We start from the raw sequence: 16,717 nt of genomic DNA on the forward strand, positions 1-16,717 counted from the left end.
TTCGATAATTTTAGGGAAATATATTATCGAGGTGATTTAATGGGTATAATTTTAAGTATAATAGCAGGTTTAGCTATGACTTTTCAAGGAGTTTTCAATACTAGGCTTCAAGAAAAAGTTGGATCTTTTGAAGCTAATGCTATTGTTCAAGGTACTGCATTTATTTTAGCTATAATATTACTATTCTTTTTAGGTAAAGGAAACATTCGTGAAGCAAAAGATATTAATAAAATCTATCTTTTAGGTGGTGTTATAGGAGTAATAATTACATATACTGTCATGGGTTCAATTTCATCTATAGGTACAACCTTTGCCATCTCAACAATTTTGATAGCTCAATTACTTAGTGCAGCTATTATGGAATGGTTCGGATGGTTTGGTACTGAAAAAATACCATTTTCTCTCCATACCATTACTGGTGTAGCTCTTATGATAATTGGAATTTTAGTATTTAAATTTATGAAATTTTAGACCTACTATGGAATATACATAATATAGCACTACCTTTAGGAGGTCTAAATGATTTTTCTTAAAAATAAGCTGTCATGGGAACTAAAAAATACTATAAATGAAACTTATCTTAAAAATCTAAGAGTACTAATTGAATTTTCTAATTTAGGAGAAACTGCAGAAAAAAAGCTTCGATCAATGGGCTGTACTATATTCTATCGTAATGACTTCATAAAAGTAATTTCTGCCGAGGTTTCTCCCAAAAACATAAACCGTTTGATAGAATTGCCTTATATTAAATATATTTCTTTAGATAAGCATTGTTATCTATGTGGTTCAAATATATTATCATCTAATGGTGTATCTTCTTCCACTAAGCTTCCTGGAACAGGAAAAGGTGTTACCATAGGAATAATAGATAGTGGTGTTTATCCTCATACTGATTTAAAAAAACCAACTAATAAAATTAAAAATTTTATAGATTTATATTCAGAAATTACAGAACCTTATGATAATAATGGACATGGAACATTTATATCAGGTGTCATATGTGGCAGTGGTATTACAAAAAGTGGCATGTATAAAGGCATAGCTATAGACAGTTCTATAGTAATGATAAAAGCATTTGATTCATTAGGTAAATCTTATTGTTCTGATCTTCTTCAAGGACTCGACTACATTAAAAATAATCCTGAGTTAGAAATAAATATTGTCCTTTTACCTTGTGAGTTAAATTCTTATGATAAATTCCTATTATCTCTATTTGATAAATATTTTCAATTTTTTAATGATATAAATATACCTATTATTGTTTCTGCAGGACATAATGGTAATGTGGAAGGCAAAATTTCTGGTTTTGCTTTATTAAATAATTGTATAACAGTAGGGGGTATAATAGACTCTAGATATGAAAAAAAGCCATATAAATATTCGTCTGGTGGAATTGTAACAAAAATAATAAAACCAAACTTTGTTGCTGCAGCATCAAATATAGTATCACTTAACTGTGATTCATCATATATATCTATAAGAAATGGTTCAAAAGTTTACCCTAGAAAATTACAAGAACAGTATACTACTTATTCCGGAACCTCTATCTCTGCTGCATATATAGCTGGAATATGTGCTATAATTCTAGAAATAATTCCTGAACTAAAACCTGTAGATGTACATGCAATTCTAAAATTTTGTTCTGAAAACATTGGTCTACCTAAACATTTGCAAGGATATGGTCAAGTATCCATTTCAAAATTACATGATAAATTAGACCGTATTAATAAAGAGAGTAAACGAAAAAAATATTAAAATAAAAGTGTATATTATTAGACTTTTATCGCTAAAAATATACACTCTCTTTCTTTATATAAATACTCTTTTTATTGTTAACACCATAAATGTTACCATTATACATACTCCTAGTAATAAAAATATGCCTTCTACAATTCTTTTATTTTTTATAATAGCTCTCAATCCATTAATTATAAATAGGAACACTATTATAGCTTCTGATATTAGATATACTTGGACCCTTGCTTTCGCGCCTGTTCCGTACATATATCCAGCTGCTGCTATACCTATAGCCACTAATCCTAACAATATATTTAATATTGTTATAAGTACTTTTCCCTTATCTTTTTTCTTTTTTGCTACATTCATCATATCCTTACTCTCAATCTCTTTTTCTTCATTTGCTACATTCATTTGCTCTAACTGTTGTACTCTTTCTTGTCTCTCTTTTTGATTCAAATTATAGTTTCTATCTTGTTGTCTGATTCTTTCTATTCGTTCTCTTTCTTTTTCTCTCTCTAGTCTTTCCCGTTCTGCTATCCTATATTCTCTTTCTCTATCATAATTTCTATTTTGATCTATGTTTGATCTTTCTTGATATCGATAATCGTCACTTCTTCTTTGAGGTTCTCTATTCATTCTATCTCTTGAATATGTATTATTTATTGTTTCCTGACTATATCTTCTATTATCAACTCTATCCCTAGTATTAACTCTATCTCTATTATATTCTCTATCATAATCTTTACTTACTCTTTCTTGCTCATATCTTCTTTGATCAAGTTCTCTATCATATGATCTACTTCTTCTTTGATCATTTCTAGCCTGTTGTTGACGCATTCTATCCTGCTCACGAATTCTATCCATCCTATATTTCTCACTCATCCTATTACCCCCTTCTAATTACAAAATTGTAATGATATTTTATTATCTTTAATAATTAACATTGCTTTAAACTCATTTCCATTCTTCGATTTAAACCCTGAAATGACATCTGTTCTTTTATTTTTTATTAAAGAATATATTTCTTTATCCCCTATTTTTACTCCACAAATTTCTCCTACAAAAAAACTACATCCATTATTAAAATTAGTACAATTATACCCTTTTGAGTTTCTTCTAACAAGTCCCCTGTTGCAAATTGGACATATACCCAATACTTTACTTTCTGTTGGTTCTTTCAATTTTTTGTCTTCAATCACTTTTTTAAAAAGACTTTTACCATCTACAAGCCTACCTCGCCTCATGGCTTTAGCTATATTAGACTTTATATACTTCTCCAGTTTTTCCATAAAAACATTACTTTCTATCTCCTTATCGCATACCTGCTTCAATCCTTTTTCCCAAGATGCAGTTAATATAGGATTTAGTAATGATGGCACTGAATCTTTAATAACTTCATATATAAGTTCACCCTTTGTTGTAGGTGATATAATTTGTGTCTTATTATTAGTCGATATATATCCTATGTTATTAAGTTTTTTTATAATTTCTCCTCTAGTAGCTGAAGTACCTATTCCTGTATTGATTATATGTTCCCTAAGTTCTTCATCTTCTATAAGCTTTCCAGCATTCTCCATAGCTAATATTATTGACCCTGAAGAATATCTTTTAGGCGGTGATGTTTCACCCTCCTTTATTGTCAATTCATTCAAATTCAATAATGCTCCTTTTTTTAACTTATCAACTAATTCTTTCGATATCTTATCTTCTCTTTCCTTAGTCTTATCTTCAGTATAAATCTTCATATATCCTTCATCTACTAAAGTCTTAGAAGAAGCAAAAAAGCTTTCTCCATCTAATACTACTTCCACAGCAACCTTTGAAAACTTAGCTGGATCTAAAAATATTGCTAAGAATCTTCTAAGTATATATTCATATACTTTAAATGACTTATCTTTTAATCCATTTAAGTTATTCAATCCTTCTCCTGTAGGTATTATGGCATAGTGGTCTGTAATTTTTTTATCGTCTACATATTTAGTCTTATTTATATTCTGATATGATTTATTTTCTAATATCATATTTACAGCATCTGATATATCTTTATTTTGATAGTTTTTCAACTTACTTATCGTCTTACCTATTTCTTTTCCTACTGCTGTAGATAAAACTCTGGCATCAGTTCTAGGATATGTCACTAGTTTTTTTTCATAAAGTTCTTGAACTATGCTTAATGTTTCTTCTGGTGGTATCTTAAGTCTCTTCGAACAAAGATTTTGAATTTCTGCTAAATTAAATAATAACGGTGCATTTTTCTTCTCTGTATGTTTAGTTATTGATTTAACCACAGCAAATTTTCCATCTACTGAATCTATAAACTCCTCTGCATCTTCTTTTTTCTTAAAACCAGAATCACTATATAACTTTGGCGAATCTTTAACTCTAGATTCATCTGTTACTTTCCATTCAGTACTTAAAACTTCTTCATTTAATGTGAAACTACCTTGTATTTTATAAAAGTAATCTTTTACGAAGTTTTTTATATCCCTTTCTCTATCAACTATCATTCCTAAAACACAACTCATTACTCGTCCTACTGCTATTACAGTAAAATCTTCATTTAATACTTGTGCTAATGCATCTCCATATATTAATGTAAGCAATCTAGAAAAGTTAATTCCTTGCAGATAATCTTCTTTTGCCCTCAAATAAGCCGAATCTGACAATGCATCATATTCCTCTAAATCCTTAGCTTCTTTTATTCCTCTTTTTATTTCTTCTTCAGTTTGTGAATCAATCCAAACTCTTTTCTTTTTCTTACCTTCTACGCCTACCATATCGTCTACTAATCTATATATGTATTCTCCTTCTCGTCCTGAGTCGGTACATACATATATTGTATCTATATCATCACGTTTTAATAGTGATGCCACTATATCAAATTGCTTTTTAACTGCCGGTATTACTTCATACTTATATGTATCCGGTATAAATGGTAGTGTATTTAAACTCCAAGTTTTTAGTTTTGCATCATAAGCTTCTGGATAACACATTGTAACTAAATGTCCAACACACCATGTAAATACAGAATTTTCTCCTTCGATATATCCATCTCTTCGAGTAGATTTTACATTTAATAGTTTTACGTAATCCATTGCTACTGATGGTTTCTCTGTTATAAATAAAGCCTTTTTCATAAAATCACCATTTTGATTATATCATAACTACTTTTTATTATATAATGTTTTTATAACACATTTTATTTTGGGGGAATAAGTTAATGAAAGATAAGATATTATCACTACTAAAAAAAAATAACTTTGACTACGTATCTGGTGAAGTTATATCTAAAGAATTAAATATAACTCGATCAGCTATTTGGAAATACATGAAGTCACTTAAAGAAGATGGCTATATAATAGACTCTGTTACAAATAAGGGATATCTTTTAGTATCTGGCCCCGACGTAATTACTTATGGTGAAGTTTACAATTCACTAACTACTAAATACATAGGTCGTAACTATAATTATTTTTCTACTATAGATTCTACATCAACAAAAGCAAAAGATTTAGCCAGCAAAAACTCTCCTGAAGGAACTATTGTTATATCTGAAATTCAAACTGGTGGTCGTGGTAGAATGGGTAGACATTGGATTTCTCCTTATGGCAAAGGGCTATCTTTTTCTATAATTCTTAGACCTAATGTTGATCCTTATAGTGTAGGAATACTAACATTTGTAGCTGCAGCTGCAATTCATAAATCTTTAGAATCTTTTAATATAAACACTACTATAAAATGGCCTAATGATATATACTTGGACAATAAAAAAGTATGCGGTATATTAACAGAATTAAATTGTGAACTTTCCTCTGTTAACTATGTTGTTCTAGGTATCGGCTTAAATGTAAACTTAACATTAGAAGACTATCCTAGTGATATCCAAAACATAGCTACATCATTAAAAATACACTGTGGTCAAGATATATCAAGACAGACATTACTTGCATCTATCCTTAATAACTTTGAAATATTTTATGAAAAATATAAAAATAATGATATCACAGAGGCTCTTTCAATCTGTAGAAATTATTCTAATGTTATAAATAAAGAAGTTTACTTATTAAATAAAAATTCTTCTGAAAAAGTCTTTGTTAAAAATTTAAACGATGACGGTAGTTTATTAGTTATTGATGACAAAAATGAAGAAAAAATTATTTACTCAGGTGAAATATCCGTTAGGGCAGTGCACAGTTAATTCAGTGCACTGAAAAAAGCTATCGTTCACGAATTTTCACTCGTTTTACGATAGCTTCTAAAAAACTTATAATATATCGAACTCTCCAAAGCTTCTAAACTTTGCATATCTATCTCTAATAAGATTACTCTTATCTACTTCTATCAATTCTTTTAACTCTTTATATAATTCATCTTTTATTCTTTGCGCCACTAAATCTACATCATTATGAGCGCCTCCATTTGGTTCTTTTATAATTTTATCTATAATTCCTAAATTAAATAAACTATCTGCAGTCATTTTCATTAATTCTGCAGCTTCTTTTGCTCTAGCCCCATCTTTCCATAGTATTGAAGCAAATCCTTCCGGTGATAATATTGAGTATACAGAATTTTCTAGCATCCATACTCTATCAGCAACGGCTAATGCCAATGCTCCACCACTACCGCCTTCACCTATTATAATTGATATTACAGGTGTCCTTAGCTTACTCATTTCAAATAAATTTCTAGCTATTGCTTCACCTTGCCCTCTTTCTTCTGCTCCAACCCCACAAAATGCTCCAGCTGTATTTATAAAATTTATTACAGGCCTATTAAATTTTTCTGCATTTTTCATAAGCCTTAAAGCTTTCCTATATCCTTCTGGATAAGGCGCTCCAAAATTTCTTTCTATATTTTCTTTTAAATCTTTTCCCTTTTGTATACCTATTACTGTAACAGGAATCTCTTCTAAAAAACCAATTCCTCCAACTACAGCTTTATCATCTCTAAAGTTTCTATCTCCTTTTAGTTCTATAAAGTCAGTGAATATTCTTTCTATCAAATCCAATGTTGTTGGTCTCTCAACCATTCTAGATAATACTACTTTATCCCATGCATTTAATTTACTCATTTATTTCACATCCCTTACATTGTGTATTTTTAATATAGTTGCTAAGATAGACTTTAAATTCTTTCTTTCTACTATTTTATCAACAAATCCATGTTCTAGTAAAAATTCAGCTGTTTGAAAATCTTCTGGTAATTCCTGCTTAATAGTTTGCTCTATTACTCTTCTTCCTGCAAATCCTATTAAGGCTTTCGGTTCAGATAATATTATATCTCCTAACATAGCAAATGATGCTGTTACACCTCCAGTAGTTGGATCTGTTAACACTGTTATATATAATAATCCTTTATCGCTATGTTTTCCTAAAGCTGCACTAACCTTTGCCATTTGCATTAACGATACCATACCTTCTTGCATTCTAGCTCCGCCTGAACAAGTAAATATGATTATAGGCAATCTTTCCTTAGTAGCCTTTTCTACTGCAAGAGTAATCTTTTCTCCAACTACGCTACCCATACTTCCCATCATAAAGTTACTATCCATAACTGCTATTATACATGGCTTTTTTTCTATCTCTCCATATCCTGTAACTACCCCTTCAGATAAACCAGTTTTTTCTTGTATCTTTTTTATCTTACCTTCATAACCCGGATAATTTAAAGGATTTTTAGGTGTCATGTTCTCATTAAATTCTTTAAAAGTTCCATCATCAACTATTAAACTTATTCTTTCTCTTGCATTGAGTCTGAAATATCCACCACAATTAGGACAAACTTTTAAATTTTCTTCTACTTCTTTGTTATATAATATTTTGTTGCATTTATCACATTTAATCCACATACCATCCGGTATTGTTGGAATTTCTTCAGCATTGGCATTTATATCTTTACTTTCCTCATTACCAACAGTAAGGTATTTAGTTCTCTTAAATAGATTCATAGTTACCACCTACTATTTCAATATCTCCTTTTGAATAAAACCAGTATCAAAATTTCCTTTAATATAATTTTCGTTATTAAGAATTTTTAGTTGAAAATCTATATTAGTATCAATTCCTCTAATTTCATATTCACACAATGCTCTTTTCATCTTTGAGATTGCTTCTTCTCTAGTATTTCCATGTACTATAAGCTTACTTATCATAGAATCATAATATGGAGGTATGTTATATCCTTGATATACAGCTGAGTCCACTCTTACTCCATTTCCACCAGGTACAATAAGTATCTCTACCTTTCCTGGAGACGGTGCAAAATTCATATCGGGATTTTCTGCATTTATTCTACATTCAATAGCATGACCTTCAATCTTTATATCCTCTTGATTTATAGAAAGTTCTTCTCCATTTGCTACTTGTATTTGTTCTTTGACTAAATCAATTCCTGTCACTAATTCTGTTATTGGATGCTCAACTTGTATTCTCGTGTTCATCTCCATAAAGTAAAAATTTCTATGCTTATCAACTAAGAATTCTATTGTCCCGACACCTTTATAATTAACCGCTTTTGCTGCTCTAACAGCAGTTTCTCCCATTGTTTTTCTTAAATCCTCTGTAAGAATTAATGATGGAGCTTCCTCTAACACCTTTTGATTTCTTCTTTGAAGCGAACAATCTCTTTCCCCTAAATGAACTACATTTCCATAATTATCAGCTAAAATTTGTATTTCTATATGTTTAGGCTCTTCTATAAATTTTTCCATATAAATTGTATCGTCATTAAAATTGGCCTTTGCTTCACTTTTAGCTGAATTATATGCCATTTCCAAGTCATTTTCAGAATATACTATTCTGATTCCTTTTCCTCCACCTCCAGCTGCTGCTTTTATCATAAGAGGATATCCTATTTTCTTGCTCTCATTTATAGCTTCTTCTAAACTATCTATAGTTCCTTCACATCCTGGTACTATTGGAACATCAGCATTTTTCATAACTTCTCTCGCTTTTGCCTTATTTCCCATCATATCTATAGTTTCTGCATCTGGTCCTATAAATTTAATATTACATTCTTCACACATAGATGCAAACATTGCATTCTCTGATAAAAATCCAAATCCAGGATGTATAGCCTGAGCCCCTGTAAGAACTGCCGCACTTATAATATTACTCATATTTAAATATGAATCTTTAGATCTAGCAGGTCCAATACAAATTGCTTCATCTGCTAATTGTGTATGCAATGCATCTTTATCAGCTTCTGAATAAACTGCTACAGTTTTTATTCCCATTTCTCTACATGCTCGTATAACTCTAACAGCAATTTCTCCACGATTTGCAATTAAGACTTTCTTTATCATAATAGCCTCTCCTTACCCAATCATAAATGTTAATTCTCCCTCTGCCACCTTTTTACCATCTACATAAGCAGTGCCTTTTCCGACACCAGCTCTACTCTTTAAGTTTATTATTTCCATCTCTAATGTTAATACATCCCCTGGTACAACCTTGTTTCTAAACTTAACCTTATTCATACCACCAAAGTATGCTATTTTCCCTCTATTTTGTTCCATAGATAATACTGCAATTGCACCGGTTTGTGCTAATGCCTCCATTATAAGTACTCCAGGCATTACTGGTTCTTGTGGAAAATGGCCTTGAAAAAAATACTCATTCATTGTTACAGCTTTTGATGCAACTATCCTTTTACCTTCTTCCATCTCTAAAACCCTATCTACTAATAAAAAAGGATATCTATGTGGTAATATTTCTTGTATTTGTTTAACATCCATTATCATATATACTTCCCTACCTTATCTTAAATAATGGCTGACCGAACTCAACCATATCTTCATTATTACAAAGTATTTCTACTATCTCTCCATCAAAATCAGAATTTATCTCATTCATTATCTTCATAGCTTCAATTATACAAAGAGTATCTCCTTTGGATACCTTCTGACCAACTTTAACAAAATTATCTTTTTCTGGTGATGCTTTATCATAAAATGTACCTACTATTGGAGATTTAACTATTTTATATTCATCATCGCTCTTAGTTGTAGCTTCTTCACTATCTTCAATTATCATCTTACTTGGTACCGATGATTTAGTTTCAGTATTTACTACATTATTTTCTCTTTTTATTCTAACAGCAATTCCATTTTCTTCATACTCAAATGATGTTATAGATGATTTATCTATTAGTGTTATTAGGTCATTAATTAACTGTTTATCCACATTAATTACCTCCCATCCCACTTTCTAAAAGCAATCACTGCATTATGTCCTCCAAATCCTAATGAACTTGATAATGCAACCTGTACATCAGAATTTCTACCTTCATTAGGTGTATAATCTAAATCACACTCTTCATCTGGCACTTTATATCCCACTGTAGGTGGTATAAAACTATCTTCAATTGCTTTTACTGCAAATATACCTTCTACTGATCCTGCTGCACCCAATAAGTGTCCTGTCATTGATTTAGTAGAACTTACTGCAACCTTGTATGCATAATCTCCTAATGCTCTTTTAATAGCTCTTGTTTCTGTTTTGTCATTCAATTCTGTAGATGTACCATGAGCATTTATATAACTAACCTCTTCTGGCTTGATATGTCCTTCTTCCATAGCTAATTCTAAAGCTCTTCCAGACATCTCTGCTGATGGATCTGGTGCTGTAATGTGGTGAGCATCACAAGTTGAACCATAGCCTACAACTTCTGCATATATTTTAGCCCCTCTTTTAAGTGCTGATTCCATATCTTCTAAAATAAGCATACCAGCACCTTCACCCATAACGAATCCATTTCTCTCTTTATCAAATGGTATAGATGCTCTAAGTGGATCTTCGCTCTTACTTAATGCTTTCATAGATGCAAATCCAGCTACCCCCATAGGTGTTATTGGTGCTTCACTAGAACCAGCAATTATTATATCTGAATATCCATGTTTTATATTTCTAAATGCTTCACCTATACATTGTGTTCCTGTAGCACATGCAGTTACCACACTACTACATATTCCTTTAGCTCCAAATTCTATAGCTATAGTTCCAGCTACTAAATTTATAATGGACATAGGTACAAAGAAAGGTGATACTCTTCCCACACCCTTTTCATGCTTATTTATTACTTGCTCTTCTATTGTTCCAAGTCCACCGATTCCAGAACTTACAATAACGCCAAATCTTTCTCTGTTAACTCTTTCTAGATCTATTCCTGAATCTTTTATTGCCTCTCTTGCCGCTATTACTGCAAGTTGAGTAAATCTATCCATTCTCTTAGCTTCTTTTTTTCCTAAATACTCTTCCGCATTAAAATTTTTTAATTCTCCTGCAACTTTCGCTTTATGCTCTGAAGCATCTATTAATGTAATCTTATCTATACCTACCTTACCTTCTTTAACTCCATTCCAACTTTCTTCAACATTTAATCCTAGCGGTGTTAACGCACCTAATCCTGTAACAACTACTCTTCTTTCCATATTAATAACCCTCCAGTTTTTAATTCATAGTCATTCCGCCATCTACTGCGATGACTTGACCTGTAATATAATCTGATAAGTTACTTCCTAAGAATAATGCTAAATTAGCTACATCCTCAGGATTACCTAATTTTTTAAGTGGTATAGATGTTTCCATAGATTCTTTAAGCTTATCTGGTAACACTTCTGTCATATCTGTTTGTATAAATCCTGGTGCAATAGCATTTACATTTATACCTCTTCCACCAAGCTCTCTAGCTATAGATTTAGTAAGACCTATTATTCCAGCCTTTGATGCTGAATAATTTGATTGTCCTGCATTTCCTACCAATCCAACAACAGAAGAAATATTTATTATTTTTCCACTTCTTTGCTTCATCATGATAGATGTAGCAGCTTTTACTGTATTAAATGTTCCTTTAAGATTTGTATTGATAACAGAATCAAAATCTTCTTCTTTCATTCTTATAATAAGTCCATCTTTAGTTATTCCTGCATTATTAACTAATATATCAAGTTTACCTAATCCTTCTACTGTTTCTTTTACTATTCTATTTGCATCTTCTAATATAGCTACATCTCCTTGAACCGGTAATACTTTTACACCTTTACACTCTAATTCTCTCACAAGATTTTTTAAGTCTTCATTATCACGTCTATAATTTAGAGCTATATCAGCACCATTTTCAGCAAACTTTAAAGCTATTGCCTTCCCTATTCCTCTAGTAGCTCCTGTTATTAATGCAACCTTCCCTTTTAACATATTGCGCCTCCTATCCATTAATAGTTGAAATTGTCTTTTCCAAAGATGCTATGTCTTCTACATTTAAAGTAATCAGTTTTCTATCAACTTTTTTAACAAAACCACTTAATACTTTTCCTGGACCTAACTCTATAAATGTGTCAAATCCATCGTCAACAAGTTTTTCTATTATATTTACCCATTTTACTGAACTCATAACTTGAGCTTCCAATAAATCTTTTATCTCACTTATACATTTTACATAGTTTCCTGTTACATTAGTTAATAATGGCACCTTTGTTTCAGAAAAATTTACATTTTCCAATTCTTTTCTTAGCTTCTCAGCTGCTGGTTTTAACAAAGATGTATGAAATGGCCCTGAAACTACTAATGGAACAGCTCTTCTAGCTCCTAGTTCTTTAGCTTTTTCTGACGCTTTTTCAACAGCTTCTATCTCTCCACCAATAACCATTTGCTCTTTGGTATTGTAATTAGCTATCTCAACAACTCCAAATTCGCTTCCATATTCACAAGCTTCTTGTAATTTTTCTTTGCTAAGACCCATAACAGCAACCATACTACCTTTTCCTGCTGGAACAGCTTCTTGCATGAACTTTCCTCTTTTTCTTACTAAAGCTACTCCTTCTTCAAAAGTAAGTGACCCTGATGCAATAAGTGCTGAATACTCACCTAATGATAGCCCTGCCACAGCTTCTGCTTCTATTCCTTTACTCCTTAGTACCTCTAATGCAGCTATAGACATTGTTAATATAGCTGGTTGTGTATTTTCTGTTCTATTTAGCTCATCTTCCTTATTAAAAATTATTTCTTTTAAATCTATTCCTAATACTTCATTTGCCTTATTAAATACATTTCTTGCTTCTTCATAATTATCATAAAGTTCTCTACCCATATTTTTATATTGTGCCCCTTGGCCTGAAAATAAAAATGCTATCTTCATATCTAAATCTCCTTAAGCCCACTTATTATATTGTTATATTCTTCAAACATCTCTGTTATTATTTCTTTACATGTTTGTTTTTTACTTATAAGTCCTGCAATTTGACCTGCCATAAAAGATCCTTCATCTAAATTACCTTCTATTACTGCCTTTGGTAATGCCCCTGTTCCAAGTTTTTCTATTTCTTCTTTACTTGCACCACTTTTCTCTAACATATCAAACCTTCTAGCTAATTTATTTTTTATTACCTGTACAGGATGCCCTGTACTCCTACCTGTGACAACAACATCTATATCTTTTGCATTTAAAACTAAATCTTTATAATTTTCATGTATTGTACATTCTTCTGCAGCTAAAAATCTTGTTCCTACCTGTATTCCATCACATCCTAATGCAAAAGCTGCCGCTACACCTCTTCCATCACCTATACCACCAGCTCCTATAACAGGTATATTTACAGCATCAATTACTTGTGGTAATAATGCCATTGTTGTTAATTTTCCTACATGACCTCCTGATTCACAGCCTTCTGCAATTACAGCATCTGCACCTGCCTTTTCCATTCTCTTTGCTAATCCACATGATGCTACAACTGGAATTACAACAATGCCAGCTTCTTTCCACATATCCATATATTTTCCTGGGTTTCCAGCACCTGTTGTAACCACTTTAACGCCTTCTTCTACTACTATCTTAGCTAACTCCTCTGCATTATCACTTAAAAGCATTATATTTACGCCAAATGGTTTATCTGTTAATTCCTTAGCTTTTCTAATTTCATTTCTAATCATATCTACTGGAGCATTACCACCAGCAATTATTCCCAAACCACCAGCATTTGAGACAGCCGAAGCTAATGATGCATTTGCTATCCATGCCATCGCGCCTTGAAAAATGGGATATTTTATATCTATAATTTCACAAATATTTTTTCTCATTTCTTCTTCTCCCTTACCACTGTAATAAGATTGCTCCCCAAGTCAAACCTCCACCAAATCCAACTAAAACTATTTTGTCACCTTTATTTAACATACCTTTTTCATTCATTTCATCTAATGCTATTGGTATACTTGCAGCAGAGGTATTTCCATATTTATCTAAATTTATATAAAATCGCTCCATAGGTAACTTTAATCTCTTAGATGCACTTTCTACAATTCTGTAATTAGCTTGATGTGGCACTATGTATTTAATTTCATCTAAAGATATTGAATTATCTTCAAGCACCTTATTTACACTATACGGTATTATATTTACAGCAAATTTAAATACATCCTTTCCAGCCATATCTAATTTAGATTCACTACATCTTTCTTTTACTGAAAATGGGTTATCTATACCAAATTCTCCTGTACTTAAGCATTTTCCTTTAGAACCATCAGATCCTATATATATATCCATAATACCATTTTCTTCTGTATATTCTAGCACCGCAGCCCCTGCTCCATCACCAAATAAGACGCAAGTACTTCTATCTTCCCAATCTAATATTCTAGATAACACTTCTGACCCTACAACTAATGCTTTTTTAAATTTAATACCATCTAAAAATTTACTAGCACAATTTAATGCATATATAAAACCAGAACATGCTGCAGAAATATCAAAGGCAACAGCATTTTTAGCCCCAAGTTTTGCTTGAACTAAACATGCAGTAGATGGCGTGAACGAATCCGGTGTAGTTGTCGCAACAATTATTAAATCTAAATCCAAAACATCTATTCCAGAATTTTTTATTGCTTTTGTTGCAGCTTCAGCTGCTAAATCTGATGTATTTTTATCAACTGATATACATCTCTCTTTAATCCCAGTTCTACTAGATATCCACTCATCAGATGTTTCTACAATTGTAGCTATATCATCGTTACTTACTACTTTCTCTCCTAGACACCTACCTGTACCTGTTATCTTAATATTCCCCATTTATTTACCCCTTTCTACTTACCACTTCTTCGCCCTTATCTTTTATAAAACAATCTAACTTCCATAGGGCTTTAGTTAAAAATTCTTCTTCCTCTTTAGTTAATCCGTCTATAGTGGCCTTAACCATTTTTTCATGGAACTCATCATGAATTCTACAAACCTTTTTACCCTTATCTGTCAATGTAATTAAAACTACTCTTCTATCTAACTGATCTTTCGTTCTACTTACATATCCTTTTTTAACCAAGTTGTTAATAGCAATAGTAAGAGTTCCTACTGTTACACCTAATTCTTTTGCTACCTCTGACATAGATTTACTACTATCCTCGCCTATCGCTGATATTGTGTGCATCTCTGTATATGATAAATTTTTTACATTTATCTCTCCTCTAGTCACTACATATTCATGTTGAATAGATAAAATATTTTTAAATATATCTACTAAAATCTCATTTATCATTGATAATGATTTATCCATTGTTACCACCTATATAATTATATTTTTTTCATTTAGTTACAGTTTGTTTTGAATATCAAAATATTATTCCAATAATCAAAGTATATTTAACATTCACTATTTAGTCAACTAAAAATAAAAATTTCTGTTTATGTTAAAAATATGATATTCTTATTAAAAAAGCCAACCAACAGTATTTTACCATTGCTTGACTTTAATTTTGTTAACATTTTCTTAATTTTAATCTAAGTTCATTTAATATCTCTAAAACAGCCTTATGTCTTATATTTTCTCTATTACCTGATAAATTTAATTCTTTATATGATATATCTCCATCTATATAAAATCCTATATATACTAATCCTACTGGTTTATCTTCACTTCCTCCACCTGGTCCAGCTATACCTGTAGATGACACTCCAACATTAGTACCAGCTGTCTTTGCGATTCCCTCTGCCATTTCCATTGCAACTTCTTTACTTACAGCCCCAAACTTATCTAATGTTTCTTTATTTACTCCTAATCTTTGCATTTTTGCTTCATTTGAATAACTAACTACTCCTTGCATAAATACTTCAGATACACCTGGATAATTAACTAGCGTTGCTGCCACAAGTCCTCCAGTACAAGATTCAGCAGTGGCTATAGTCTTCTTAAGATCTATTAACCTTTCTACTACTACTTTTTCTAAAGTATCATCATCTTCACCATACACATATTCTTTAAAAATATTTTTTATTTCACTCTCTACTGGACTTATTAAATTTTTGCAATGACCTTCATCTTTCCCACTAGCAGTTATTCTTAATAATACTCCATCTTCTTTTGCATAAGGAGCTACTGTAGGGTTATCTCCACTTAATAAGTTACATATCTTATCTGCTGCCAATGATTCTCCTATACCATATATTTTTATTTCTTTTGATACTAATACGTTTTTAACCTTATTTTTTATATATGGTACTACCTTACTTTTAAACATAGGTATTAATTCCTTAGGTGGTCCTGGTAACATAACAATAGTTTTATCCTCTGAGCTAACGATAACGCCTGGAGCTGTACCATTATCATTATATAAAGGTATTGCTCCTTCTGGAATATAAGCTTGTTTTTTATTAGATTCACTTACCTCCATATTTTTCTTTTTCATTATTTTTTCTATATTTTTATATGCTATTTCATCATAAACTAACTTTCTGTCGAAAAATTTAGCTATAGTTTCTTTTGTTAAATCATCTTTTGTAGGACCAAGTCCCCCAGAAGTAAATACTATATTTGATCTAGAAAATGCTATATTCAAAGCATCCATTAATCTATCTGCATTATCTCCTACCACCGTTTGATTGTATATATTTACTCCTAGTGAGGCTAATTCTCTAGACAAGAATTGAGCATTTGTATTTACTATATCTCCCAACAACAATTCTGTCCCTATACATAAAATTTCACCTTTCATAAACATCC

17 protein-coding genes are annotated in these 16,717 nt (G+C 31.3%); 3 read left to right on the forward strand and 14 right to left on the reverse strand.

Annotated features, from left to right (window positions below):
- The first annotated feature begins 39 nt into the window (after window positions 1-39).
- Both CM240_RS13035 and CM240_RS13040 read left to right on the forward strand, forming a co-directional pair.
- Complete coding sequence (locus CM240_RS13035) at window positions 40-471, forward strand: DMT family transporter (protein WP_044039549.1); 432 nt, start codon at window positions 40-42, stop codon at window positions 469-471.
- A gap of 48 nt (window positions 472-519) precedes the next feature.
- Window positions 520-1,755, forward strand: a complete 1,236-nt coding sequence (locus tag CM240_RS13040) for a S8 family serine peptidase (RefSeq protein ID WP_051483836.1) — start codon at window positions 520-522, stop codon at window positions 1,753-1,755.
- Window positions 1,756-1,809: 54 nt separating this feature from the next.
- On the opposite strand, the gene CM240_RS13045 is transcribed toward CM240_RS13040, so the two are convergent.
- Window positions 1,810-2,622 (reverse strand): splicing factor U2AF large subunit, encoded by an 813-nt coding sequence (locus CM240_RS13045; protein ID WP_044039550.1) that lies wholly within the window; start codon window positions 2,620-2,622, stop codon window positions 1,810-1,812.
- Between the two features lie 14 nt (window positions 2,623-2,636).
- Window positions 2,637-4,877 carry a type IA DNA topoisomerase gene (locus CM240_RS13050; protein ID WP_044039552.1) on the reverse strand — a complete coding sequence of 747 codons (2,241 nt, stop codon included), beginning with the start codon at window positions 4,875-4,877 and terminating at the stop codon, window positions 2,637-2,639.
- An 83-nt stretch (window positions 4,878-4,960) separates the two neighbouring features.
- Between CM240_RS13050 and CM240_RS13055 the strand changes: the two genes are divergently transcribed.
- Window positions 4,961-5,938, forward strand: a complete 978-nt coding sequence (locus CM240_RS13055) for a biotin--[acetyl-CoA-carboxylase] ligase (RefSeq protein ID WP_044039554.1) — start codon at window positions 4,961-4,963, stop codon at window positions 5,936-5,938.
- A gap of 66 nt (window positions 5,939-6,004) precedes the next feature.
- On the opposite strand, the gene CM240_RS17860 is transcribed toward CM240_RS13055, so the two are convergent.
- The 12 genes from CM240_RS17860 to CM240_RS13115 all read right to left on the reverse strand — a co-directional run bounded on the left by CM240_RS17860 (window position 6,005) and on the right by CM240_RS13115 (window position 16,709).
- A complete protein-coding gene (locus CM240_RS17860; RefSeq protein ID WP_044039555.1) occupies window positions 6,005-6,811 on the reverse strand; it encodes an acetyl-CoA carboxylase carboxyltransferase subunit alpha in 807 nt (268 codons plus the stop codon).
- On the reverse strand, window positions 6,812-7,687 hold the full coding sequence (gene accD, locus CM240_RS17865) for an acetyl-CoA carboxylase, carboxyltransferase subunit beta (protein ID WP_044039556.1): 876 nt from the start codon (window positions 7,685-7,687) through the stop codon (window positions 6,812-6,814).
- A 12-nt stretch (window positions 7,688-7,699) separates the two neighbouring features.
- Window positions 7,700-9,043 (reverse strand): acetyl-CoA carboxylase biotin carboxylase subunit, encoded by a 1,344-nt coding sequence (locus CM240_RS13070; RefSeq protein WP_044039557.1) that lies wholly within the window; start codon window positions 9,041-9,043, stop codon window positions 7,700-7,702.
- 12 nt (window positions 9,044-9,055) lie between these two features.
- The gene (gene fabZ, locus CM240_RS13075) at window positions 9,056-9,481 is read right to left on the reverse strand and encodes a 3-hydroxyacyl-ACP dehydratase FabZ (protein WP_044039558.1); all 426 of its coding nucleotides are present in this window, start codon (window positions 9,479-9,481) and stop codon (window positions 9,056-9,058) included.
- Window positions 9,482-9,491: 10 nt separating this feature from the next.
- Window positions 9,492-9,923: an acetyl-CoA carboxylase biotin carboxyl carrier protein gene (gene accB / locus CM240_RS13080; RefSeq protein WP_044039559.1), complete on the reverse strand. Its 432-nt coding sequence runs from the start codon at window positions 9,921-9,923 to the stop codon at window positions 9,492-9,494.
- 5 nt (window positions 9,924-9,928) lie between these two features.
- Window positions 9,929-11,170 carry a beta-ketoacyl-ACP synthase II gene (fabF, locus tag CM240_RS13085; RefSeq protein ID WP_044039560.1) on the reverse strand — a complete coding sequence of 414 codons (1,242 nt, stop codon included), beginning with the start codon at window positions 11,168-11,170 and terminating at the stop codon, window positions 9,929-9,931.
- Window positions 11,171-11,189: 19 nt separating this feature from the next.
- A complete protein-coding gene (fabG, locus tag CM240_RS13090; RefSeq protein WP_044039561.1) occupies window positions 11,190-11,933 on the reverse strand; it encodes a 3-oxoacyl-[acyl-carrier-protein] reductase in 744 nt (247 codons plus the stop codon).
- A 10-nt stretch (window positions 11,934-11,943) separates the two neighbouring features.
- The gene (gene fabD / locus CM240_RS13095) at window positions 11,944-12,873 is read right to left on the reverse strand and encodes an ACP S-malonyltransferase (RefSeq protein WP_044039562.1); all 930 of its coding nucleotides are present in this window, start codon (window positions 12,871-12,873) and stop codon (window positions 11,944-11,946) included.
- 2 nt (window positions 12,874-12,875) lie between these two features.
- Window positions 12,876-13,811 carry an enoyl-[acyl-carrier-protein] reductase FabK gene (fabK, locus tag CM240_RS13100; protein WP_044039563.1) on the reverse strand — a complete coding sequence of 312 codons (936 nt, stop codon included), beginning with the start codon at window positions 13,809-13,811 and terminating at the stop codon, window positions 12,876-12,878.
- A 13-nt stretch (window positions 13,812-13,824) separates the two neighbouring features.
- The gene (locus CM240_RS13105; RefSeq protein WP_044039564.1) at window positions 13,825-14,796 is read right to left on the reverse strand and encodes a beta-ketoacyl-ACP synthase III; all 972 of its coding nucleotides are present in this window, start codon (window positions 14,794-14,796) and stop codon (window positions 13,825-13,827) included.
- Window positions 14,797-14,800: 4 nt separating this feature from the next.
- Entirely contained in the window at window positions 14,801-15,274 is a 474-nt protein-coding gene (locus CM240_RS13110; RefSeq protein ID WP_044039565.1) for a MarR family winged helix-turn-helix transcriptional regulator, read from the reverse strand.
- Window positions 15,275-15,476: 202 nt separating this feature from the next.
- On the reverse strand, window positions 15,477-16,709 hold the full coding sequence (locus CM240_RS13115) for a competence/damage-inducible protein A (protein ID WP_044039566.1): 1,233 nt from the start codon (window positions 16,707-16,709) through the stop codon (window positions 15,477-15,479).
- Between the last annotated feature and the right edge of the window lie 8 nt (window positions 16,710-16,717).

This window comes from Clostridium bornimense (assembly GCF_000577895.1).
Taxonomy (GTDB): Bacteria; Bacillota; Clostridia; order Clostridiales; family Clostridiaceae; genus Clostridium_AN; species Clostridium_AN bornimense.